This is a genomic window from Parafrankia sp. BMG5.11, from assembly GCF_004337455.1.
In genome coordinates, this window is sequence record NZ_SJXI01000105.1 from 1 (window position 1) to 22,915 (window position 22,915).

The window sequence follows — 22,915 nt, forward strand, 5'->3', positions numbered from 1 at the left end:
CTACCGTTCGGCTCGACGCCAGTACCCGAGGCGGGAGCCCAGTGCGGTAGTTCCGCTCGCTGGGATCTGTGCGGGGGGCCGTCCGTAAGGACGGTCCCTACCGCGACTACGCGGAGCATTTCAACACCCACCGCCCCCACCGCTCCCTCAGCCAGCACCCACCCGACCCGCCACCCGCAGTCGCCCCAACCCCGGGGTCCACCGTCCGTCGCACACGCATCCTCGACGGGCTGATCAACGAATACCGCAACGCCGCCTGACACCTCCCGGGGAAGACCGGATCAAACCGCAACAGGCCAGATCACAGGCCGAATCGGGATTCTGGAGCCCCACAGGCTGGAACGGCTACTTCCGCCACGGGAACTCCTCGCGGCAGCTCGCAGCGGTTGATCGCTACGTCCACATGAGGTTGGCTATTTTGTCCAGCCGGAAACACCAGCAGTCCGGGCGAGGATGGGGCCGACGCCACGACCCCTCCTGGTTTTCCCGGCTCGGATTATACCGGCTCAGCGGGACGACTCGACGGGTGACAGCGTATGCCTGAACGGTGAACGATGTCGGTGAGCCGTGTGAGGGAGAACCTCATGCACGGATCGACGGGGGGCGGCTGGAAACGGGGCATCGTCAAGGCCGGCCGGGATGAGAAACGTGCGGGGAAACCTCACGGACACAAGTACCGGACCACAATTCCTACAGCCACAATGCAACCGCGCCAGCCGCCTACCCTACACACCGTGTTCTTTCAGCGGATCTACGGTTTCTTCGTCGTCGAGCCTGTGGGCTTGACTGTATGCCGCCGGCCGACGGGATGCTGTGCCGCCCGCGTCAGCCGCCCGCCGGCAGCGGCGTGGTTCCCACCTGGGCGCTGAACTGTACATCATCGTCCCCGTTGACGGAGGTAACCCGCACATTGACCGGATACCGGGTCGTGTCGCCAGTAACGGTAAGAACGCATTGTATTGAGGCGTCGACCTCGGCGGCCAGATCACCGGGGCAGTCGATGTTGGGAGTCGGCCGATTCACCTGCTCGGCCAGCGCGGTGGCCACCCGCCGCTCCAGTTCCGGCTCGGCGACGGCATCTGACCCTCCGATGGAGACCGAGCCGCTGCAGGCGCCCACGGACGCCATTGCCGCAAGCGCGCCGGCCGAGGCGGTGAGGCGCAGGGCGCGGGCGGTCCGGTCCAGATTCCAGTTGCCATTCCGGTTTGTGAGCATTTGCCCATCATGTCATACCTGCCGGACCTGCGGATCCCCCCGGCCGAGCTGCTTGATCTGGCCGCACGGATCGACCTGCGGTCTCCGGAGGAGAAGCGCTTCCTGCATGGTGTAGTTCTGTTGAAGTGAGTTGATCAGGGTGGTACGTCGACCGCGCCTGGCAGGCGTTCCTTCGAAGATTCGATCTTGAATACACCTTCCGGCTGTTCAAGCAGACCTCGACCTGGACCGCCCCACGCCTGCGCGTGAACCACGGACAGGTCAACAGCCGCAGAACCTGAGAGACAGACGGGTTATCGACCTTGAATCTGCAGGGTGACCTTCGGTTCGTGGGGTAGTCCGCGTGTATGAGGTATCCCGATGGCGGCGGGTTGACGGATGCCGACCGGGCCCGCCGTGAACGGGTCCGCTTGCAGGCCGCGGCGATGTTTTCCGAGGGTCTGTCCCCGCCGCAGGTCGCCGTACGGCTGCGGGTGTCGCGCAAGTCGGCCACGCCCTACGACGAGGCAACCGCCTGGTCGCATCACGTCGAACAGATCGCTGCTTGACACTTCAGCTCCTGGGATGTCTTTCGAGTCATCGGCGCAGGAATATGTCTCCCAGGCACGCGCGGGGACCTTCGTCGCGAGGGTGTCCACACGGCGGCGGCCGACGGTGGTGGTCACCTCGGTGTCCTTCTTGACGGCCAGGACGTAGCTGACCCGGTGTTCTTCCAGCCAGTCGCGTAGTTCGGGGTCCGCGCCGTACACCTCGTCGCCGGCGACCCAGCCCAGCTGCCGGTGCGTCACCCAGAACCGGCGGATCCTGTCCAGGGCCAGCAGTGGCTTGGTCGCGAACCCGGCCCTGGCCGGCACACGTCGTCCGACGCGGTCCTCGCCGACGCCGGCATCACCACCGTCAAGATCCCACCCCGGACCCCGCGGGCGTAGAAATCGCCGATCGCCGATCCCGTGCCGACGAGTGCCAGGGGACATGGCAGTCTGCACACTATGACCGCACCGAAGCCGCTGACCAAGGGCGGCAAGGTGGCCATCTGGTTCATGATCGTGTTTATCGCCCTGGTCGGCGTGGGTGGTGGCACCGCCCTGATCGTCGAGGGGCTGGATGGTCGCGATGCCCTGGCTGACGGTCCGGTCGGCACCCTCACTCCCACGGGCCGCCAGTGCGGCAAGGACGACTGCTCGTGGATCGGCGAGTTTGTCAGCGAGGATGGCACGATCACTCGAACCGGTGTCCGCCTACGCGACGCCGAACGGATCCGCCGCAGCGACCCGATGCCGACCAGTATCGACAACGTGCGCCTGCACAACGATGCTGGCCGACCGACCGCCTACACCATCGACTACAACCCGGGGCCGAAGATCGTCGGCGGCGTGTTTCTGCTGGTGTTCTGCCTGGTGGTAGCGGTGTTGTTGGTGCGGATGGTCCGGCGTCACACGCGGCGCGGGCCTACTGAACCGACTGCGAGCGGTACCCGCCCGCCTGCATGACCGGTGACAGACACACTCCAGAAAGTCGGGATGAACGGGCTGCGTGCGCTGCCTGGAGAGGTAAGAACGGCATGAGCGGCGTCGGGAGGTGGAGCCTCGGTATCGGCGTCGGGCTCCTGGCCGTGGCCGTACTGTGTGCGGTGCTGAACCTGGTGCCGGTCGCGGCGATCGCCGGCATCCTGGGCTTGGTCGCGCTCGGCATCGCCGGGTACGACGCGGTCTACTACTGGCTGGACCGGGCCGACCGGCGCCGTCGGGAAGCCAGTGCCCGCCGGGAACGTGAAGCCCGCGAGCGCCGCTGAACGGAGAGCGCCGTACGCGACGCCTCCTCGATGGCGGCCCCTCGCGCCTTGCGTGATTACGCGAGATTGCCGGCTTGAGATCGCCCATGTTGGGCGCCGCATCCCATGGGCATCCTGCAGCACATACTCCGAGGAACTGGCTGACGGGTGTGCCGCGGACGTGCACTACCCGAAGAGGCAGGCCTGAACGGATCCGCGTCGCCGCTGCAGTTCGTGGCGGTGCAGGCACGTGACGGCGTGGGCTGCGCCGCGCAGCCGGGTGGCCGCGACCAGCGGCGCCGAGGTCGGCGTCGACACGGTGCCATCAGGGCGTCGAGGCCGCGGACGAACACCGACTTGGCCGCCTTCAGCGTTCCGGACGCCACGTCAGGGGCTCAGGGGCTCCGTGTTTGGACCCCGCGGACCCGTTTCTCAGCTCGACCACATCGAGCTGATGTCAGGTCTTTTTGTCGGCCTCTGACCGAAGCGGCTGGATCGTCGAGGCTGCGTGGCCCGCGCCACCGGATGGGAAGATCTAGACTGGGCCTTCCGGTCCCGGCATTGAAAGGTTCATGGGCCTGAATGTGGGGCTCGTGACCCCGCCGGCCCGAGCCTGTGGGGCTCCAGAACCCCGATTTGGGCGTTGACCTGCACGTTTGCCTGGCGAACTGGGCCTGTGTCGGGCAGGCTGGATGGTCATGGTGTGGTCGCTGCTCTACGGCCTGACACACAACGCTCTCGGACTGATGCTGCTCCGCATCCGTGGGGACACCTCGAAGGAGATAGAACTCCTCGTCCTGCGACATCAAGTGGCGGTGTTGCGCCGGCAGATGAACCGTCCGACGCTGGAACCGGCGGATCGGGTGATCCTCGCAGTCCTGTCCCGGCTGCCCGCTGGGACGTCTTCTTCGTCACCTCGGCCGTGTTGTGCTGGCACCGTGAGCTCCTCGCACGGAAATGGACCTATCCGCGGAAGTCGCCCGGACGGCCACCGATCCGCGGGGAGATCCGCAACCTGGTCCTGCGCCTCGCGCAGGAAAATCCGACCTGGGGCCACCGCAGGATCCAGGGCGAGCTCGTCGGGTTGGGCTACCCGGTCGGGGTCGCCACCGTCTGGCGGATCCCGCACCGCGCCGGTGTCGACCCCGCGCCCCGCCGGGCCGCCACCTCCTGGCGCGCGTTCCTGTCCGCGCAGGCCTCCGGCATGCTGGCCTGCGATTTTTTCACGGTGGACACCGTGTTCCTCCAGCGGATCTACGTGTTCTTCGTCGTCGAGCACGCCACCCGCCACGTCCATGTTCTCGGGGCCACGAAACAACCGACCGCAGCGTGGGTCACCCAGCAGGCACGGAACATGCTGATGGACCTCAAGGAACGTGGCCACCGGTTCCGGTTCCTCCTCCATGACCGCGACACGAAATTCACGGCTTCCTTCGACTCCGTCTTCGCCGGAACCGATATCGATGTGGTGCGCACACCCCCGCAAGCCCCGCAGGCGAACGCGATCGCGGAACGCTGGGCCGGCACCGCCCGCCGCGAATGCACCGACAGACTACTAATCGTCTCCGAACGGCACCTGACCTCGGTCCTCACCAGCTACGCCGAGCATTTCAACACCCACCGACCCCACCGCTCCCTCGGCCAACACCCACCCGACCCGCCGCCCATGGTCACCCCGACCTTGGAGTCCACCGTCCGCCGCACACGCATCCTCGGCAGCATGATCAACGAATATCGCAACGCCGCCTACACCTACCGGGGAAGACCGGATCAAACCGCAAAAGGCCAGCTCACAGGCCGAATCGGGGTTCTGGAGCCCCACAGGCCACCGATCAGCCCGGAGATCGCCGCACTGATCGAGCGGCTCGCGACCGAGAACACGACGTGGGGATACCAGCGAATCCAAGGCGAGCTCCTCAAGCTCGGCCACGATCCGCCGGGTCCTGACGTCCCTGGGTCTCCCACCGGCGCCCAGGCGGCAGACCGACACGACCTGGCGGCAGTTCCTACGCACCCAAACCTCGACCATGCTGGCCGTCGACTTCTTCCACGTGGGCTGCGCCGTGACACTGCAGCGCCTGTACTGCTTCTTCGTCCTGGAAGTCGGCTCCCGCACCGTCCACATCGTCGAGGTCACCGCCCACCCCGACGGACCGTGGACCACCCAACAGATCCGCAACCTCCTCATGGACCTCGGCGACCGGGCCGCCGACTTTCAGGTCCTGATCCGCGACCGCGCCGGACAATTCACCGCTTCCTTCGACGCAGTCCTCGCAGACGCCAACATCACAGCCATCAAGATCCCACCCCGGACTCCCCGCGCGAACGCCTATGCGGAACGGTTCGTCCGCACCGTCCAGACCGAGGTCACCGACCGCATGCTGATCTTCGGTGAACGGCACCTGCGCACCGTCCTGGTCGAGTACGCGGCCCACTACAACGGACGACGACCCCACCGCGGCCGTGACCTTCAACCACCACGGCCCGACCACCCCGTCGCAGACCTGACCAAGGAAAGGATCAAACGTCGGCCTGTCCTCGGCGGCTTGATCAACGAATACGAACGAGCCGCCTAAAAGGCCAGGTAAACGCCGGTGGCCGAGTTCGGGCACCCCACAGGCAGAGCACGGCTGGACGACAGGCAGAGGTACAGGTGTCCGATCGCCTTCGACGGAAGGCCTATCGATCACCGGGTGGGATCGTCGAGTGAGCCAAAACCCCTGCTCAGGGCTCACGGACGAGTTTCGGGCACCCACACGCGAAGAAGTTAGGTCTCCGCGCCGGCCTCGTCGGTGGCACGGTCGCAGCCGTTGTTGTACTCGCTCAGCGTCCTGCGGGTCTCGTAGTGGTCGAGCATCTCGAGCAGGCGCTCCTGCAAGGCGTCGTCCGTCATCGTTCCCAGGGTGTGGTGCCGGTCACCGACGGACGATCCTTACGGCGGCCCGCGCGATGTAACTGAACGCCCACTCATCAGTGGGGCCGGAGGTCGCGCTCCTGTCCCGTCCCGCGGGCGTTCTCACCCGGCGTTTCCCCCGTTGCCGCCGCCCTGGTGCCTGCTCACAGTGGGATGTTGCCGTGAGTGCCGCGGTCGCCGGGCGCTGCGGCCAGCGCGAGCGTCAGCTCCCTGCGGGTGTCCGCCGGTTCGATCATCCGGTCGATCACTCCGAGGGAGATCGCTCGTGACAGGCCGCCGGCGGTATGGGTGTGCTCGTTGACGAGCGTGGTCCGCAGCGCGGCGAGCTCGTCGGGGGCGGCCGCGGCTAGGGCGCGCCGGTGCAGGATGCCCACGGCGGCCTCGGCACCCATGACGGCGACCTCCGCTTGGGGCCAGGCGAGGACGGTCGTGGCGCCCAGCGAACGGGAGTTCATCGCGATGTAGGCGCCGCCGTAGGACTTGCGCAGGACGACGCTCACCCGTGGCACCACGGCCTCGGCGAACGCGTAGAGGAGCTTCGCGCCGCGCCGCACGACGCCCTCCCACTCCTGACCGACGCCCGGGAGGTAACCGGGGACGTCGACGAGGACTACCAGGGGAAGCCCGAAGGAGTCGCACATCCGGACGAACCGCGCGGCCTTCTCTGCGGCGAGCGAGTCCAGGCAGCCGCCCTTGCGTAGCGGGTTGTTGGCGATGACGCCGATCGAACGCCCGGAGAGCCGGCCGAGCGCGACGACGACGTTCGGTGCCCAGCGCGGCTGGAATTCCACGTAGTCGTCGTCGGCGAGGCCGGTCTGGTGCGCCGCGCCGTTCCCGCCGTCCGGGTTCGTCCCGGTGCCCGAACCAGGCGGGCCGACCGGAGCGACCGCGCCGTCCGGGCCGTCGAGGACGGCGCGTACTACCGGGCGGATGTCGTAGGCGCGCCGCGGGTTGTCCGGCAGCAGGGAGCTGGGATCGAGTCCGTCGCGGGTGGCGGCGAGGTCGAAGGCCCCCGGTGCCGCCAGCAGCGTGGTCACCCGCCGCGCCCGCAGGTATGCGTCGGCTTCCGACCGGGCGGTGACGTGCACGACGCCGGAGCGCCGGCCGTGCGCGTCGGCTCCGCCGAGGCCGTCCATGTCGATCTGCTCGCCGGTGACCTGGCGGACGACGTCGGGCCCGGTGACGAACACCTTGCCCTCGGGCGCCATGACGATGACGTCGGTGAGGGCCGGTCCGTAGGCCGCGCCGCCGGCCGCCGGGCCGAGTACGACCGACACCTGGGGCACCCGTCCGGACGCGGCGATCATGGCGGCGAACATCTGGCCGATGCCGTCCAGGGCTTCCACACCGTCGCCCAGGCTCGCCCCGCCGGAGTGCCACAGCCCGATCACCGGGATACGTTCGGTGACCGCCCGGTCGATGGCGTCGGCGATCCGCCGCGCGCCCGCGGCGCCGATCGCGCCGCCCATCGAGGTGGCGTCGGTGCAGTAGGCGATGACGTCGGTGCCGTCGACCCGGCCGTGGGCGACCGTGACGCGGCAGGGCGGCGAGTGCGGGATAACGGTGAGCGTTCCCGGGTCGAGTAGGCGGGCTAGCCGTTCCCGCGGGTCGCGCGGTGGCCTGGGTTGTTCGGCCACGGTGATGCGGGTGCGGGTGGTCAACTCGGTCATCGGAGCGGCTTTCTGGTCATGAGGTCTCCCCGGTCTGGTGTCCGGCTCATGGACGGGTGCGGGACTCGCGCGGCGCGGCCACGGCCCGGGGGACGGCAGGTGCCGGCCCCCGGGCAGGCCATGGCCCCTTTCGGGTGACGGGCTGCGTGTGTTTCGGCCCCTTCGCTGGTTGCCTGTCCGCGAGGGTCCGAGAAAAGGCCTGAGAGCCCTGGAATACCTGACCGGTCAGGGCGACTGGTCGAGGTTGCTGAGCCAGTGGTGGAGATTTCGCGCGGTGGAGATGGCGTGCTCGTTCATCATCGTCTGGTGGTTGCCGCTGACGTCCAGCGTGAGATGGTCGATCTCCCAGTCTGTCGTCCAGCCGTGTTCCTCGATCGTGCTCTGGTCGCCGGGGGAGAGCTGGGGCATGCGCTCCTCGGCTCGGACGAGCACGATCGGTGCCTCGACCGGGTTCGGCTTCCATTTCTCGAACAGGGTCAGGTAGGCGCCCTGGGCGGTGACCTGCGCCTCGGTCATGAGTGCGAACGCCTGGTCGTTGACGGCGATCCCGCGCAGTTCCTCCTGGATCTCCTCGGCGGGAATCCGGTCGCCGGGGAGCCAGGTGTCGAGCAGCAGGACCGCCTTTGGGTGGATGCCGCGTTCCTCCAGACCGGCGGCGACCGCGTGCGCGAGCCAGCCGCCGGACGAGTATCCGGCGATGGCGATGGGTACGCCGATGAAATGGGCCGCGACCAGGTCCGTCAGTATCTCGACGACGAGGTCGGACGAGGCGGGCAGCTGTTCACCTTCCCCGAATCCGGGGAGGGACAGTCCGTAGACGTCTCGTTGGCCGTGCAGGTGGAGGGCGAGCCGGGCGAAGCTGTGCGGTCCGGACGGTGCGACCATTGAGGGCACGCAGACGAGCGTGCAGGGGGCCGGGCCGGCGGAGAGCCGGACCGGTGGCGGCACCGGGCCGAAGTCGGCCGCCTCGTGGAAGACGGGCCGCAGCTTGGCGACGGCCTGCAGGATTTCGACGCCCTCGACGAACTTCCCGTCCGAGCACGCCTGCCGGTACAGGTCGCGGACCCCGGCCGGCGCGGCGTGGGTGGTCGGCGCGGCCGGCCGCCCGGCACCGACGAGGGTCGCGAGGTACTCGGCCAGTTCGGTCACGGTCGGGTGTTCGAAGACGACCGGCGGTGTCAGCGCCAGCCCGGTGGCGGCGGTGAGCCGGCGGCTGAGTTGAACGGAGGCCAGCGAGTCGAAGCCGAGGTCGAGGAACCGGCGCCGCGGGTCCACGTCGTCGGGGGACTCGTGCTCCAGGATGACCGCGGCCTCCTCGCGAACCAGCCGGGCCAGCGTGCTGACACGTTCCTCGCCGGTCAGGCCGGCGAGGTCCATCCGCCTGCCGTCCGCTGGCCCATCCGGAGCGGAGCCGGCGGTCGGCGCCGGTCCGGCACCGTGCTCGGCACGGGTGGGCAGGCCGTCGAAGAAACGGCCGGGACGGAGCGCGGTGAACGGCGGCAGGAAGCGTCCCCAGTCGACGTCGACGACGGTGGTCGCCGCCTCGCCACCGGCGACCGCCTCGGTGAGGACGGTAACAGCCGGCTCCACCGGCAGCGGCGCGAGACCGCGTTCGCGGAGGTAGTCGCGCAGGCCCGGCTCGGCACCGAGACCGGCCTCGGCCCAGGGGCCGAACGCGACGGAGGTGGCGGGCAGACCGTGGCCGGCCCGGTGCGAGGCGAGGGCGTCCAGGTAGGCGTTGCCGGCGGAGTAGGCCGGCTGGCCGCCGCTGCCCCACGTCGCCGAGATCGACGAGATCAGCACGAAGGCTTCCAGCGGGATGGGCCGTGCGCCGTCCGGACGGGTCAGCGTGTCGAGTAGCGCCGCGCCGGTGGCCTTGCCTGTCACCACTTGCGCGAACTCGCTGAGGGTGAGTTCGCGCAGCGGCGCGGTCCGGCCGATGACGCCGGCGGCGTGGACGACTGCGGTCAGCGGTTCGCCGCCGCCGGCCGCCTCGTCGAGCAGAGCGATGACCTGTTCGCGGTCGGCTAGGTCGCACGCCACGACGGATGCCTCGGTGCCCAGTGCGGAGAGCTCGGCGACCAGTTCCGCGGCCCCGGGAGCGGCCGGGCCGCGTCGGCTCGCCAGGACGAGTCGGGACGTCCCGTTGCGGGCGAGGCGGCGGGCGACCTGCGCGCCGAGGGCTCCGGTACCGCCGGTGATCAGTACGGTTCCGTTCGGGCGCCAGACGGGCGTCCCCAGCCCGTCGGCCCCGCCGGCGGAGCTGACGCCCGCTTCCGTGCCGACGCCGGGGCGGGGGCCCGCGGGGGCGAGCCGGGCGACGAACAGTGCGCCGTCTCGCAGGGCCAGCTGGTCCTCGCCGCCGGGGCCGGTCAGCGCGGCGCCGAACAGGGCCAGCGTCTCGTCATCGAGATCGGCCGGAAGGTCGACGAGACCGCCCCAGCCACGGGGTCGTTCGAGGGCCAGCGTCCGGCCCAGCCCCCAGAGCATCGCCTGGGCCGGAGCGCTGACCGGGTCGGCGGGGCCGGTGCTGACGGCGCCGCGCGTGGCGCACCAGTACGGCGCGTACTGGCCGAGGTCGTCGAGTGCCTGCACGAGTGCGCAGGTCAGCGCGAGTCCGTTGGTCAGTTCCGGGTGCACGGGGTTGAACCGGCTGTCGAACGCGAGCAGCGAGAGGACGCCGCCGATATCGTTCTCGCGGCCGGAGATGTGCTTCGACAGGGCCGCGGCGACAAGACCGCGCTCCGCGTCCGTCCCGGAGAGGGGGACCTGGACCGGTGTTCCGCCGAGGCGTTCGACGACCCAGGACAGCCGGGACAGCGTGTCGTCGTCGATCCCAGCCGGCGGGGTCACCAGCAGCCACAGGCCGGTCATCGGCGCGCCGTTGGCGACGTGGTCGGCGACGGTCGCGGTGGCCTGCTCGTCGGAGAACGGCTCCCACCGCACGTGGTAGCGCCAGTGTTCCGGATCCGTTGCCCGCTCGGCGGCTCCCCGGTCCGTTGCGGTGGCGGTTGTGACGGGCGTCCCGTCCATCCAGTGGTGCGTGCGCTGGAAGGCGTAGGTCGGCAGGTCCAGGTGTTTTCCGCCGCGTACGGGCGGCAGCGCCCGCCAGGCGACGGGGATGCCTGCGGCGTCCAGCTCGGCCAGGGCGGCGAGCAGCATCTCGGGCTCGGGACGTCCGGTCCGGCAGGCCGCTACCTGCACCGTCTCCGCGCCGCCGCCTGCGGCGTTCGCCGGCAGGCAGGCCGGCACGAGCGCGGTCAGGACCGCGTCGGGACCGAGTTCGACGAACGCCGTCACGCCGTCCCGGTGCAGCCGGCGAACCCCGTCGAGGAAGCGGACCGGCTCACGCACGTGCCGCACCCAGTACTCGGCGGACGTCAGTTCCGTCACGGTGGCCGGTTCACCGGTGAGGTTGGACATGACCGGTATGGCCGGGGCGTGGTAGGTGACCTGCCCGGCCGCCGTCCGGAACGCCGTGAGCATGTCCTCCATGTGCGGGGAGTGAAAAGCATGGCTGACGGTCAGCCGTTTCGTGCGCCGCCCCCGGGCCGACCACTCAGCGGCCACCCGCTCGACGAGCTCGGCGTCGCCGGCGACGACCGTGGCGGACGGGCTGTTGACCGTGGCGATCTCGACCTTGCCGACGAGGTCGGCGATCGACGCCCGGACCTCCGCCTCGCTCGCGCCGATGGCGGCCATCGCGCCACCCGGTCGGCATTCCTGCATCAGCCGGCCGCGGGCGGCGACCAGCCGGCACGCGTCGTCGAGCGACCAGACGCCGGCGACGTGGGCGGCCGTCAGTTCGCCGATGGAGTGCCCGGCGAGGGTGTCGGGAACGAATCCCCAGGACTCCGCGAGGCGGAACAGCGCGGTCTCGAACGCGAACAGCGCGCACTGGGTGTAGGCGGTCTGGTCGAGCAGCGCCGCGTCCGGCGAGCCGGCGGGAGCGAACATGACCTCGCGCAGCGGACGCTCGAGCAGCGACGCGAACCGGCCACAGATCTCGTCCAGCACCTGCGCGAACACCGGGTAGGCCTGGTAGAGGTCACGGCCCATCCCCGGGTGCTGGCTGCCCTGCCCGGTGAACAGGACGGCGGTCCGGCCGTGGGCGATCGCCGGCCGGGCGACGCCCGCGACGAGCCCCGCCGCGGGGCGGTTCTCGGCGAGCGCGGCGAGGGCGCCGGCCAGGCGTGCGCGCCTGGTGGGTCCGGCTGGGACGACGACGACTGCCCGCGACTCGAACCGGGTGCGCCGGGCGAGGGTGAAGGCGATGTCGACCGGATCGAGGTCCGGGTCCCGGGCCAGGCGTTCGCCGAGCCGTGCCGCCTGGGCCCGCAGCGCCGCCTCGGTCCGGCCTGACAGGACGATCGGCACCGGGGCCATCGGCACTGGGTCGGCCACCGCCGGGGCCTCTTCCAGCACGGTGTGGGCGTTGGTGCCGCTCACACCGAACGCGGATACCGCCGCCCGGCGCGGCGCGGCGCCGTCGCGTTCCCAGCCACGCTCCTCGGTGAGCAGCGCGACGTCTCCGTCCGCCCAGTCCACGTGGGGCGAGGGCTCCCGTACGTGGAGGGTGCGCGGCAGCACTCCGTGCCGGATGGCCTGGACCATCTTGATGACGCCGGCCACGCCGCTGGCCGCCTGCGTGTGCCCGATGTTCGACTTCAGCGACCCGAGGTGGAGCGGCCGGCCGGCCGGGCGGTGCCGGCCGTAGGTGGCGATGACGGCCTGGGCCTCGATCGGGTCGCCGAGGGCGGTGCCGGTCCCGTGTGCCTCGAGGACGTCCACGTCGCCGGGCGCCAGACCGGCGTTTGCCAGGGTCTGGTGGATCAGTTGCTGCTGGGAGAGGCCGTTGGGTGCGGCCAGGCCGTTGCTGGCGCCGTCCTGGTTGACGGCCGTGCCGCGGATCAGTGCGAGCACCGGGTGGCCGTGGCGCCGGGCGTCGGAGAGCCGCTCCAGCAGGAGAACCCCGGCGCCGTCCGCCCACCCGGTGCCGTCGGCGTCCGCGGAGAAGGCCTTGCACCGCCCGTCGGGAGCGAGACCCTGCTTCTGACTGAATTCCAGGAGCATGCCCGGTGTCGTCATGACTGTGACGCCGCCGGCCAGCGCCAGGTCGCACTCACCCGACAACAGCGCCTGGCCCGCGAGGTGGATGGCCACCATAGAGCTGGAGCACTGGGTGTCCACGCACAGGGACGGCCCCTGGAGACCGAACGTGTAGGAGACCCTGCCGGCGATCACGCCGAGGGCGTTGCCGGTGAGCAGCTGTCCCTGGGCCTTGGCCGGAGCGCGGTGCCAGGGCGGACCGTAGTCCTGCAGCGAAACCCCGGTGAACACGCCGGTCCGGGTGCCGCGCAGGGATCCGGGATCCACGCCGGCGCGTTCCAACGCCTCCCAGGAGATCTCCAGCATCAGCCGCTGTTGGGGATCCATGGCGTTCGCCTCGCGCGGGCCTATACCGAAGAAGCCCGGGTCGAACATGCCGATGTCAGGCAGGAAGCCACCCTCGCGGGTGTAAATGGTGCCGGGATGCTCGCGATCCGGATGATAAAGCGCGTCAACGTCCCACCCCCGGTCGGTGGGAAGGCCGACGACGGCATCCCGGCCGTCACGGACCAGCTCCCACAGTGCTTCTGGGGAATCCGCGCCACCTGGTAGTCGGCAGGCCATGCCGACGATGGCAACCGGGTCGTCCTCCCGGGGCTTTCCAGCGGGCGCGACCGCCGTGACCTGTGGGTTCTCCGCGCCGCCGAGGAGACGCGAGCGCAGATAGCCGGCCAGCGCGTCCGGTGACGGGAGATCGAAGAAGAGCGTCGCCGGCAGCCGCAGGCCGGTCGCGGTCTCCAGCTCGGACTGCAACTGCCGGGCGACCTGCCGATAGATCCCGAGGCGGCGCCAGGGCGTGATCGGATCCGCGGCTATATCCGCGGGCTCTCGATCAGTCAGGGCGCCGACGAGTTCCGCTATCAGGTTCAGCAGGGCTCGAACCTGATCGGAATCCGGTTGGCCGGCGAGGCGGTCACGCAACCCGCCCACGGAACCCCTGGCACGTTCGGCGGGAAATTCGCCGGTTCTGGGAGTAGCGTGCATCCACCTCTCCTGGAGGGAGAAACGACAGGTCGCTGTACATGGGTTCAGCACGGAGAAACCGCCCGTGCCAATTTTTGCTTACTGTTACGCTCCCTCGATTCCGGTGCAACGCGTTATGCCACCTTCTTCCTATTTGCAGGGGTATCGCTTGACAGTCGCGCCGGACCCCGCCGCGGTGGGTGAATTTTGGTCGTTTTGGTCACGAGAATTTACCGTCGCGGCCTTGGCAGGCGCGATTTCGGGAGCGTCGGAAAAACTCGTTCAGCGGCCCGGAATTACCGTCGATCCGTGCCTGTCGGCGGAGTACTTCGCGCGCGGCCGACGGGCCTGACCAACCTGCCGCTGCACGACTTCACCCAGAACCAGCTCTGGTGCGCCCTCGTCGCACTCGCCCTCGACCTGACCATCTGGACCCAGACGCTCGCCCTCGCCGGGCAGCCCGCGCGGTGCTGGGAACCGAAACGGCTACGCCACCGGCTGTTCTCGCTCGCGGGCCGGCTCGCCCGCCACGCCCGCACCACCGTCCTGCACCTCGCCGCCCACCACCCCTGGATGTGATGGCGCGCCGTCTGACTCGTGCCGCTACTCCGACCTGGCGCGACCCGCCGGGAGCTCTGGCCGTCCCATACGGAACCGCCGTAGCCACCACCTCGGCGGCGAAGGCCCGCTACGCCCTCGGCCCTCACCGTGGCCGTAACCACGCCAGCCAGGGCCAGACCGTGACCCTGATGATGCGCAACGTCGCCCGGGACGAGACCCGCATGGTGCGCCACCTCGTGCGCGAGCTCGCCGACCACGCCGACGAAGCGCTGTCCTACGAGGTGCGGGTCGCGAGCGCGGAGTTCGTCCGCGCGACCGACCCCAATCTCCCCGAGGGGTCCGGGACGATGATCCTCACCGCCGAGCAGGAGACCGTCGACCGGCTCGGCCCCGACGAGCGCACCCTGATCACCGACCTGATCGGCGCGATCATCACCGACTACACACCCGTAGCCAGTACATCTCCGCTGACCGGCTCCGCAAGATGGCTGCGCGACATCGTCAAAGACGCGCTCACCGCGGTGCGGATCCACCCCGGGGTGTACTTCGTGCACCACCGCCACGCCCCGCCCTCGCTGCGCGTGGGACCACGCCTGCCCGGCGGACCCCCGCACGGTCCCGTCGCCCCTCCCGCTGAGCGTGCGTTTTTGCCGCCGGGTCGGAGAGGGAGGGTCGACAGCGCGTTCGCGACCAAGGCCCAGGTTGACCTGGAATCCATCGCCCGCGACATCGCCCGCGCCCAGGCCGAGGGCCACACCCCTACCAGGTCCGCCGGCTCCACCAGCGCTACACCGCCGTCTACCAGGCCGCCGAGCAGTACCAGGCCGACCTCGACACCCACCTCACCGCCACCGACGCCATCCTCCAACTCGTCCAGGCGCAGATGGCCACCCTGATGATCAGGGTTGCTGATGCGGAGACCGACCCGGCTCAGGAACAGCCCTCTCGGGCCTGCGAGCAAGGTAACTGCGGGCCTGTGGGGCTCCAGAACTTGGGTTTCGGCCTCTGATCTGCTCTTTTACAGCTGACGTGATCGTTTGGGGGCGTCGTCAGGCGGCGTTGCGGTATTCGTTGATCATGGCGCCGAGGATGCGTGTGCGACGGACGGCGGACTCCGAGGTCGATGTGACCATCGGTGGCGGGTCGGGTGGGTGCTGGTCGAGGGAGCGGTGGGGCCGGTGGATGTTGAAATGCTTGGCGTAGCTGCTGAGGACCGACGTGAGGTGCCGTTCGGAGACGATCAATAGTCTGTCGGTGCATTCCCTGCGGACGGTGCCGACCCAGCGTTCCGCGATCGCGTTCGCCTGCGGTGACTGCGGCGGTGTGCGCACCACGTCGATACCGCCCCCGGCAAACACAGCGTCGAACGAGGCCGTGAACTTCGCATCTCGGTCACGGATGAGGAGGAACCGGTGGGTGTGTTCCTCGAGATCCATCAGCAGGTTCCTGGCCCGCTGGGTGACCCATGCCGCGGTCGGATGCTTCGTGACCCCGAGGACATGGACACGGCGAGTGGCGTGCTCGCCGACGAAGAACACGTAGATCCGTTGGAGGAACACGGTGTCGACGGTGAAGAAATCGCAGGCCAGGATGCCGGAGGCCTGGGCGCGTAGGAATGTGCGCCAGGAGGTGTCGGACCTGCGGGGTGCGGGGTCGACCCCGGCGCGGTGCAGGATCCGCCAGACGGTGGCGACCCCGACCGGGTAGCCCAGCCCGATCAGTTCTCCCTGGATCCGGCGGTGGCCCCAGGTCGGGTTCTCCCGTGCGAGGTGCAGGACCAGATCGCGGATCTCCCGGCGGACCGCTGGCCGCCCAGGGGTCTTGCGCGGGTCTTCACATGGCCTATCGTGGCCATAATGTCGTTCAGGGTAGCGACCATAGGCGGATGGTGCTGTCGCTGCTGGTGCTTGCCAGCACGCGGCCGTTCGGGGAGAAGCGCACCGAGAGAACCCAGCCCTGGTAGCCGGTGAGTGGCGCGCTGATGGGCTCCGGGTTGGACAGGTCGGTCACGTCCCACAGTCTCACGGAGTTGTCGAACCCGCTGCTGGCGAGAGTGCTGCCATCCGGGGAGAAAGCGAGCGACCAGACGCGGTTGGTATGCCCGGTGAGCGGTCTCCCGATCGGATGGGGGTCCTCCGGAACGGCAAGGTCCCAGAGTCGGACCACGCCGTCGGTGCTCCCGGTGGCAAGGAGTCGTCCGTTGGGGGAGAAGGCGGCCACGTACGTGGTGGCGGGTGTTGGCAGGGATTGGGTCAGTCGTTTAGGGGCCCCACGGTCGGCCATGTCCCAGATCGCGATGGTCCTGCTGTAGCCGGCGGCTACCAGGAGGCGGTTGTCCGCGGAGAAAGCAACCGATGTCACGAACTCCATATCGCTGCTCAGTCGCGCGAATTGCCACGGTCTGGCGTGGTTGGTCATGTCCCACAGCCGCACCGTCGTGTCGTCGCTGCCGGATGCGAGCGTGCGGCCATCCGCGGAGAACGCCACCGACCATATCGGTCCCGAGCCGTCGGTCAGCGCACGACCAGCCGGCTGGGGAGCCCCGATGTCGGCTGTGTCCCACAGCCATATGGATCCGTCCCAGCTGCCACCGGCCAAAATACGCCCATCTGGCGAGAACGCCAGTGATGTCACCCCGTCGCGTGGGCCGGTTAGGGCAGGATCGATCCGGACGGGCGTGGCGGGGTCGGTCATGTCCCACAACCACACTCCGCCTTTCCTGCTACTGCTAGCCATTACTTTCCCGTCGGGGGAGAACGCGGTGGACAACGCCCAGCCGTTCTGATCGGCCAACGGGCGCCCGAGCGGCCGGACACCGGGTTCATGCCCGAGAATCATGGTGAGAATGAGAACGATACCTACCACGCTGGAGAACAACACCATGATGATAGCTGCGACGGAGATACTCCGGCGGTTCCACTTCCAGCCGGATCTGCGCGCGCCGTGAAACCGGCTGTGTTCATTCTGTGCGGCTGGTCTTGGTGCGGAGTCGTCCGCGGCTGCGAGTGCTGGTGGCACCAGAGAGACCGGATGGGTTGAGTACTCGGCGCCTTCAACAGGATCGGTGTTCTCATTGTCGCCGCCTGCGGTGGGAAGTTCGGTGCCGTCGCTCGTCGAGATCGACGCCGCAGTTTCCCAGAGTCTGAACAGGCGTGCGATTTCGTCCCCGTCGGCGCCGCATACTCGCGCGACGCGTTCGATGGTGCCGAACTGTACTGGCACGGACTGGCCTGTGCAGTAGCGCTGTACTGTGGATCGACCCGCGTTGACCTTTCGGCCGATCCATTCGTAACTCCGACCGCTGCGCTGCTTGAGTGCGGAGAGGAGTTCACCCAGCTCCTCGGAGGATGAGGCCGTCCTGACGGGTTTCCCTAGATCCCCATCCCGTGGTGAAGTCATGGCCAGCATGCTACCGACGGAGGGCGTCCGAGGATCTCCGCGTCCCAGTGCGCTGCGTTTCCGCAGGTCACAGCCGGTCCGATGTCCCGGGACCCCAACCCAGCTTAGCCCGGTTGTCAGATACTGGGCGGCTCTGCGACGCTACTGAAACCGCCAGCGGACGAGGCTCTCCCAGCCATCGTTGAGGCGCGGCATATCAAATGGCCCTGGGGCTTACGATCATATTTCCAGAACCGGAGAGCCTCAGATTTGGTCCCGGTGGATCGCTGTCGAAGCAGCTGATTCTCTGAGCTGACAGAAACGGTGCGTGGGAGTTAAGAAATGCAATCTGTAATGACAATCAAACTAGGCTGGAGGGCGGACTGGTGAAAGGATGGCCGCGACTCCCGTCGTCGTGCCTGCGACAGGTCTGGAAGCAGTTCGCGATCGTCGTCGGCGGAATCCTTCTGGCGCTCCTGGCGGCGGCGAATCTTCCTGGTCCATCCGCGCGGCCGGCGGGAGTTGGTGCTTCGGCGGTCACGCCGGGCGCGAGTGCAAATGCGCCGGACCAGATACCGCATCTGTTACGCCGATACGCCCAGACCGCTGTCCCTTCGCTCCCTTCAGATGCCGCCCCGATCAGAGCCACCCGAGCTCCGGTCGTTGTCCCCAACGTGGTCGGCCTGGACCTGCAGACGGCGGAGGGCGTGCTTTTCCCCTCGCTATTGCCCAGTGCCATCGATGATCCGGCCTGGCGCGGGCGGAGGACCGTCGGGTCGCGCTGGGTGGTCGTGACGCAGAAGCCGGTCGCCGGCAGCCAGGTGCCAGCGCTGACCACTATCGATCTGTACGTGGTTGAGGCTCGGGAGTCGGATTGAGTCCGCCCCGGCGGGCCTGGGGAAGAGAGCGTCCGGGAGGAATCTGCCCGGTGCAGGATCCGGAAAGGGCATACGTGTCGGGATCGACTCGGTGTCAGTGGGGAACTGGTATGTATTTTTCTGCCAAGCGCGACTTTCAGGTTACTGAAAGGAGAGCGGAGTATCTAATCGCTGGGCGGTGGTTGCGGGTCGCTACCGGGGCCGCGGCGTCGGGGGCTGCGCTTGCGACGATGGGGATCTTCTACCTGCGCGCCTCGATGCATCCGTCTGGCCTCGGCGGAGAAGCGGAGGCTCGGGCGATGGTGGAGTGCGTGTTGCTGATTGCATCGGTCACGCTGGCGACGCTGGCCGGCTACCAGGTCGCCGCGGACGGGACGCGCCGAGCGTACGCGCAGGCATGGACAGCGGGCATCCGGGAAAAGGACAGCAATGCCCGCTTTTGCGCCCGGTATTTCTTCGGCCGCGCGGTTGACCGGCTCGGCAGCGAGAACAACACGACTCGCCTCGGCGGGATCTACGCCCTGGAGCGGATCGCGATGGACTCACCGAGTGACCAGCGCGCGGTCGTCGAGGTCCTCTCCGCCTTCATCCGCACCCGCAGCACGGACCCTACGCTGCGGCCCGCCGCGTCCGGTCCGGTCGTTCCGCTGCGCCCTGCCGTGGACATCCACGCTGCGGTGGCGGTCCTGGGGCGTCTGTCCGTCCTCGACGGTGTCCCCCGCGCGGACTTGAGTGGTGCGAAGCTGACAGGTCCCGCCGCCCTGCACTGCATACAGGCCAGCTATGGCAACCTCAGCAACACCGACCTCACCGGAGCGGACCTCAGCCACGCCCATCTGGGTCGGGCGGACCTCACTGCCACCCGGCTGGGCGGCACGGATCTCACGGGCGCCTCGCTGAACGAGGCCAACCTCAGCTATACCTGGTTGGGCGGAGCGAACCTGACCCGCGCCCGGCTAGGCGGCGCGGATCTCACGGGCGCATCGCTAAGCGGAGCGAACCTGACCCGCGCCTGGCTGGACGGCGCGGATCTCACGGGCGCATCGCTAAGCGGAGCGAACCTGACCCGCGCCTGGCTGACCGAGGCGGACCTGACCGGCGCCTGGCTGGGCGGAGCGAACCTCATCACCGCGGTGGGACTGGTCCAGGATCAGATCGACGCGGCATACGGCGACGGGTGGACGCGGCTACCGCCGGAACTAACGAGACCGGCCTCGTGGACCTCGGCCGAGGCTGACGAGTACCGCCCGGCAGATCCACACCAGTTCGTCGGACAGTGGCATCCGGAGGTGCTGGCGGGGCAGGAAAACGCCCTGTCCGCCTGGGACTATCACCAGACGATCCTTCCGAAGGTCGTGATTGTGTGAGCGAGGCGCCGCACGACCTGGCCGTGCGCCAGGCTCCGGCGCCGGTACGTCCGGTGCAACGCGCCTGCCCGGGTCGGCGACCGGCGGGTCCGCCGTTCGCGCGCCGCGCTCATGCGGGCCGCGGTGACCTTGGTGGCAGAGCGGGGCACGACAGCGATCAAGGTGTCTGATCTCGCGGAGACGGCGGATGTCAGCCGCCAGCTGATGTATCTGCAGTTCGGTGATCGTGACGCCCTGTTCCTGGAGGCGGCACGTGATCTTCTGGCGCGGGAGCTTCTGCCCGACATCACCCAGGAGCCTGAGGGCGGACGCCTTCGAGTGCTGGTCACGACCCGGCACTTCGCGCGGTACCGGTCCTTCTACCGGGCGATGCTGATGGGGTCGTGTGCGTTCGGTCTGGCCAGGATCTTGCACGGTCTCGTCGCTCCGTTCGGGCAGCAACTGGTGGTTCGGATGTCCGACGGGTCACTCGCCCCGGATCTCGTCGAGGACTTTGCCGGGTTCGTTGTCGGTGGGTGGTCCGCGCTTTTCGCTTCGTGGGTGGTGGATGGGCCCGATCCCCTCGACCCGGAGGCGTTTGCGGACCGGCTGATCCGGATGCTGTCCGCCGTCGCCCTCCGTGAACGTCCACCCGAACTGATGATCACAGTTGGAGAGTTGGACTGATGCCTGCTGACATGAGCCCCCGTGGCCGAGGGATCGCACCGGGTTGGCTGAGGGCGGCGCTGCTCTGCTGCCTGCTTGCCGCCACTGCGACGGTGGCGGGCTGCTCGGACGGGGCGCCGCAGAAGCCGACGACGTCCGTGATGCCCGCGCCGCGGCCAGCAGGGCCAGCGGCCGACTTACAGGAGCTGACCGGCGGCAAAGGGGTGAACATGGGCTCGCCGGTGGTGGTCGACTTGACCGGGCCCGGCTACATCCAGAACGAATATGTAGCCTCGGGCACCGCGACGTCCTACCGGCCACAGGGTGCGCTGGCCCGCGATGGCCGCTGGGTTTTCCAGCCCGCCGATGCTGCCGCCTACCGCACCCGGGTTCTCGTCCGGCGTCCGGCGGATGCGCGGGACGTCAGCGGCACCGTGGTCATCGAATGGCTGAATGTCAGCTCCGGCGTCGACTCGGACGTCGAGTGGTACAACACCTATGAGGAGCTGATGCGGCACGGTGACGTCTGGGTGGGCGTCTCGGCCCAGCACATCGGCGTGATGGGCGGGGACGTACTCACACCGTCCGCCGCCGGCAGTACGACAACCGGCCTACGGGGCGCCGATCCGGCCCGATACGGGTCGCTCAACCAGCCCGGGGACGGCTACGCCTTCGACATCTTCACCCAGGTGGCCCGGGCGATACGCGCGGGCGGTGTGGCGATGGGCGGCTCCACGCCGAAATACCTGCTCGCCGCCGGCGAATCCCAGTCGGCGTATGCCATGGTCACTTACATCAACGGGGTGCAGCCGCTCACCCAGGCATTCGACGGCTTCCTGGTCCACAGCAGAGGCAGCGGCGCACTACCGCTCGTCGGGCCAGGCCAGTCCACCAGCCTCACCGACACCGCCGCGACCACACCGACACTCGTCCGAAGCGATACCGGCGTGCCTGTGCTCGACGTCCAGACCGAGGGTGACCTCACCGTCGTCCTGAACTCCCTGCGGGCGCGGCAGGATGACAGCAGCCGGTTCCGCCTCTGGGAGGTGGCCGGAGCCGCACACGCCGACGCCCACGCGCTCGGCCCGTTCGTGAATGCGCTCGACTGCGGGGTGCCAGTCAACAACGCCCCGACACACATCATGGTGAAGGCCGCGATCCGTGCCCTCGAGACCTGGGTCCAGGCCGGGACCCCACCGCCCACCGCGCCGCGAATCACGGTCATCTCCGGCGACAGTCCCGACGTCGCCCGCGACACCGACGGCATCGCCGAAGGCGGCATACGTACCCCGCCCGTCGATGTGCCAGTCGATATCCTGTCTGGTACTCCCGCAACGAACGCCTCAGTGCTCTGTGAACTGTTCGGCTCGACGAAACCACTGCCGGTCACGCGCATCGCCATGCTCTACCCCACGAAGGACGCCTACCTGCAGCGTTATACCGCTGCGGTCGACAAGACCATGGAGGCCGGTTTCGCGCTGACTGCCGACCGCGCCGCGCTGCTCGCCTACGCACAACCAGATCGCATCCACTGAGTGCCCGACGCAGGTCATCGCCCTCCGCCGTACAGGCAGATTCAGACACGCTTACCGGGCTGAAAGGCTGCGCATTCATGCCAATATCATACGTCTGCCGCCCTCGCCCCACCGGAGCGCGGTACGCACCAAAAAGCCAGATTGACACCCTGGTCGTCAGTGGCGACTCGTCGTATGCCGAGTCCATCAGGATGAACATCGAGAAGATCTCCGGATTTGCCGTTGGTGCGGTGACTCTCACAGGCGGCCAGTCCATACGGCTACTCACTCACAACTCGTATGATCTAGTCATACTCGACCTCGACCTGTCCGATATGGCTGGCCTTGAAGTATGTAGATCAATTCGGTCCCGTAACGCGGGGCCGGACATAATCGCTGTCACCGCCGACCGTGAACTTGCAACAGTCCGAGTAGCCGTCTCCTACGGAGTCATTCATTACCTGGTGAAGCCTTTCGATTTTGCCGACTTCCGGGCCCGCCTCCACCGGTACGCGCTATTCCGACAGCAGGTCGCGGATAATGCCACCGGCCAGATAGGACAGCACGAGATCGATTCCGCTCTGGCCATGCTGTCGCCAGACCCCACGGCGCAGCCAAAAGCCCCGAAGGGCCTGACCACGGCGACACTCGATGCCATCGTCACGTGCCTGCGCGCGGCGTCCACGCCGGTCTCGTCGGACGATGTTGCCAGAACATTAGGCATTTCCCGAGTAACCGCCCGACGTTACCTCGAACGGTTGGCCCAGGAACGGCTGGCAATCCGCCGCCAACGTTATGGACGGCCTGGACGCCCGGAGCATCTCTACTGTTGGCGGGCAGGGGATCAAGAACCTGAAACCGTTCACATGGGCCAGGGGGCCCGAAGAGATCCTGACAGTCTCCCCCCTTAGAGGGTGTCTGAAAAGAGTC

The 22,915-nt window shown here is 68.5% G+C and carries 15 protein-coding genes and 7 pseudogenes; 15 read left to right on the forward strand and 7 right to left on the reverse strand.

What is annotated here, in order from left to right; all coding sequences use genetic code 11:
- Positions 1-107 precede the first annotated feature (107 nt).
- Positions 108-260 (forward strand): annotated as a pseudogene (locus tag E0504_RS44165) (integrase); the annotation flags it as partial.
- Positions 261-280: 20 nt separating this feature from the next.
- Positions 281-544: a group II intron maturase-specific domain-containing protein gene (locus tag E0504_RS54665; RefSeq protein ID WP_112109125.1), complete on the forward strand. Its 264-nt coding sequence runs from the start codon at positions 281-283 to the stop codon at positions 542-544.
- Between the two features lie 281 nt (positions 545-825).
- Here E0504_RS54665 and E0504_RS44175 read toward each other — a convergent pair whose 3' ends face one another.
- Entirely contained in the window at positions 826-1,215 is a 390-nt protein-coding gene (locus E0504_RS44175) for a DUF4333 domain-containing protein (RefSeq protein WP_112109126.1), read from the reverse strand.
- Positions 1,216-1,640: 425 nt separating this feature from the next.
- Here E0504_RS44175 and E0504_RS54670 point away from each other — a divergent pair, with 425 nt between their 5' ends.
- Entirely contained in the window at positions 1,641-1,763 is a 123-nt protein-coding gene (locus E0504_RS54670; RefSeq protein WP_368672136.1) for a hypothetical protein, read from the forward strand.
- 21 nt (positions 1,764-1,784) lie between these two features.
- On the opposite strand, the pseudogene E0504_RS44185 reads toward E0504_RS54670, so the two are convergent.
- Positions 1,785-2,069 (reverse strand): annotated as a pseudogene (locus E0504_RS44185) (transposase); the annotation flags it as partial.
- Here E0504_RS44185 and E0504_RS54675 point away from each other — a divergent pair.
- From E0504_RS54675 to E0504_RS44210, 5 genes and pseudogenes are all read left to right on the forward strand, one after another.
- A pseudogene (locus E0504_RS54675) lies at positions 2,061-2,141 on the forward strand (transposase); the annotation flags it as partial. The pseudogenes E0504_RS44185 and E0504_RS54675 sit on opposite strands and share 9 nt — an antisense overlap.
- 63 nt (positions 2,142-2,204) lie before the next feature.
- Positions 2,205-2,705, forward strand: a complete 501-nt coding sequence (locus tag E0504_RS44195; protein ID WP_112109127.1) for a hypothetical protein — start codon at positions 2,205-2,207, stop codon at positions 2,703-2,705.
- A 71-nt stretch (positions 2,706-2,776) separates the two neighbouring features.
- Entirely contained in the window at positions 2,777-3,007 is a 231-nt protein-coding gene (locus tag E0504_RS44200; RefSeq protein WP_112109128.1) for a hypothetical protein, read from the forward strand.
- A gap of 677 nt (positions 3,008-3,684) precedes the next feature.
- Positions 3,685-4,733, forward strand: a pseudogene (locus E0504_RS54680) (integrase core domain-containing protein); the annotation flags it as partial.
- A gap of 75 nt (positions 4,734-4,808) precedes the next feature.
- Positions 4,809-5,562, forward strand: a pseudogene (locus E0504_RS44210) (integrase core domain-containing protein); the annotation flags it as partial.
- Between the two features lie 191 nt (positions 5,563-5,753).
- Here E0504_RS44210 and E0504_RS53825 read toward each other — a convergent pair.
- The 3 genes from E0504_RS53825 to E0504_RS44220 form a co-directional block, all read right to left on the reverse strand.
- A complete protein-coding gene (locus E0504_RS53825; protein ID WP_255565715.1) occupies positions 5,754-5,879 on the reverse strand; it encodes a hypothetical protein in 126 nt (41 codons plus the stop codon).
- Positions 5,880-6,043: 164 nt separating this feature from the next.
- Entirely contained in the window at positions 6,044-7,570 is a 1,527-nt protein-coding gene (locus tag E0504_RS44215) for an acyl-CoA carboxylase subunit beta (RefSeq protein ID WP_112107345.1), read from the reverse strand.
- Between the two features lie 225 nt (positions 7,571-7,795).
- Complete coding sequence (locus E0504_RS44220) at positions 7,796-13,663, reverse strand: type I polyketide synthase (RefSeq protein WP_131627432.1); 5,868 nt, start codon at positions 13,661-13,663, stop codon at positions 7,796-7,798.
- A gap of 312 nt (positions 13,664-13,975) precedes the next feature.
- Here E0504_RS44220 and E0504_RS44225 point away from each other — a divergent pair.
- Both E0504_RS44225 and E0504_RS44230 read left to right on the forward strand, forming a co-directional pair.
- Positions 13,976-14,221: pseudogene (locus E0504_RS44225) on the forward strand (transposase); the annotation flags it as partial.
- Positions 14,221-15,099 (forward strand): hypothetical protein, encoded by an 879-nt coding sequence (locus E0504_RS44230; RefSeq protein ID WP_131627434.1) that lies wholly within the window; start codon positions 14,221-14,223, stop codon positions 15,097-15,099. The pseudogene E0504_RS44225 and the gene E0504_RS44230, both read left to right, overlap by 1 nt.
- Positions 15,100-15,252: 153 nt before the next feature.
- Here E0504_RS44230 and E0504_RS44235 read toward each other — a convergent pair.
- Together E0504_RS44235 and E0504_RS44240 are read right to left on the reverse strand one after the other, a co-directional pair.
- A pseudogene (locus E0504_RS44235) lies at positions 15,253-16,032 on the reverse strand (integrase core domain-containing protein); the annotation flags it as partial.
- A 34-nt stretch (positions 16,033-16,066) separates the two neighbouring features.
- Positions 16,067-17,611 (reverse strand): helix-turn-helix domain-containing protein, encoded by a 1,545-nt coding sequence (locus tag E0504_RS44240; RefSeq protein WP_131627436.1) that lies wholly within the window; start codon positions 17,609-17,611, stop codon positions 16,067-16,069.
- A gap of 644 nt (positions 17,612-18,255) precedes the next feature.
- Between E0504_RS44240 and E0504_RS44245 the strand changes: the two genes are divergently transcribed.
- The 5 genes from E0504_RS44245 to E0504_RS44265 all read left to right on the forward strand — a co-directional run bounded on the left by E0504_RS44245 (position 18,256) and on the right by E0504_RS44265 (position 22,896).
- Positions 18,256-18,459, forward strand: a complete 204-nt coding sequence (locus tag E0504_RS44245) for a hypothetical protein (RefSeq protein WP_131627438.1) — start codon at positions 18,256-18,258, stop codon at positions 18,457-18,459.
- A 230-nt stretch (positions 18,460-18,689) separates the two neighbouring features.
- Positions 18,690-19,826 (forward strand): pentapeptide repeat-containing protein, encoded by a 1,137-nt coding sequence (locus E0504_RS44250; RefSeq protein ID WP_243657913.1) that lies wholly within the window; start codon positions 18,690-18,692, stop codon positions 19,824-19,826.
- Between the two features lie 111 nt (positions 19,827-19,937).
- Entirely contained in the window at positions 19,938-20,492 is a 555-nt protein-coding gene (locus E0504_RS44255) for a TetR/AcrR family transcriptional regulator (protein ID WP_112104958.1), read from the forward strand.
- Positions 20,492-22,006 (forward strand): alpha/beta hydrolase domain-containing protein, encoded by a 1,515-nt coding sequence (locus tag E0504_RS44260; protein WP_112104959.1) that lies wholly within the window; start codon positions 20,492-20,494, stop codon positions 22,004-22,006. Before E0504_RS44255 ends, E0504_RS44260 begins: the two co-directional genes overlap by 1 nt.
- Before the next feature lie 77 nt (positions 22,007-22,083).
- Positions 22,084-22,896, forward strand: coding sequence for a response regulator (locus E0504_RS44265; protein WP_131627440.1), 813 nt, complete (start codon positions 22,084-22,086; stop codon positions 22,894-22,896).
- The last annotated feature ends 19 nt before the right edge of the window (positions 22,897-22,915 follow it).

Excerpts from the sequence above, each read along its gene's own strand:
- E0504_RS44230 (WP_131627434.1), top strand. The coding sequence starts at position 14,221 with ATGGCGCGCCGTCTGACTCGTGCCGCTACTCCGACCTGGCGCGACCCG.
- E0504_RS44240 (WP_131627436.1), bottom strand. The coding sequence starts at position 17,611 with ATGCTGGCCATGACTTCACCACGGGATGGGGATCTAGGGAAACCCGTC.
- E0504_RS53825 (WP_255565715.1), bottom strand. The coding sequence starts at position 5,879 with ATGACGGACGACGCCTTGCAGGAGCGCCTGCTCGAGATGCTCGACCAC.
- E0504_RS44255 (WP_112104958.1), top strand. The coding sequence starts at position 19,938 with ATGCGGGCCGCGGTGACCTTGGTGGCAGAGCGGGGCACGACAGCGATC.
- E0504_RS54670 (WP_368672136.1), top strand. The coding sequence starts at position 1,641 with ATGTTTTCCGAGGGTCTGTCCCCGCCGCAGGTCGCCGTACGGCTGCGG.
- E0504_RS44195 (WP_112109127.1), top strand. The coding sequence starts at position 2,205 with ATGACCGCACCGAAGCCGCTGACCAAGGGCGGCAAGGTGGCCATCTGG.
- E0504_RS44175 (WP_112109126.1), bottom strand. The coding sequence starts at position 1,215 with ATGCTCACAAACCGGAATGGCAACTGGAATCTGGACCGGACCGCCCGC.
- E0504_RS44200 (WP_112109128.1), top strand. The coding sequence starts at position 2,777 with ATGAGCGGCGTCGGGAGGTGGAGCCTCGGTATCGGCGTCGGGCTCCTG.
- E0504_RS44260 (WP_112104959.1), top strand. The coding sequence starts at position 20,492 with ATGCCTGCTGACATGAGCCCCCGTGGCCGAGGGATCGCACCGGGTTGG.
- E0504_RS44250 (WP_243657913.1), top strand. The coding sequence starts at position 18,690 with ATGGGGATCTTCTACCTGCGCGCCTCGATGCATCCGTCTGGCCTCGGC.
- E0504_RS44215 (WP_112107345.1), bottom strand. The coding sequence starts at position 7,570 with ATGACCGAGTTGACCACCCGCACCCGCATCACCGTGGCCGAACAACCC.
- E0504_RS44265 (WP_131627440.1), top strand. The coding sequence starts at position 22,084 with ATGCCAATATCATACGTCTGCCGCCCTCGCCCCACCGGAGCGCGGTAC.
- E0504_RS44220 (WP_131627432.1), bottom strand. The coding sequence starts at position 13,663 with ATGCACGCTACTCCCAGAACCGGCGAATTTCCCGCCGAACGTGCCAGG.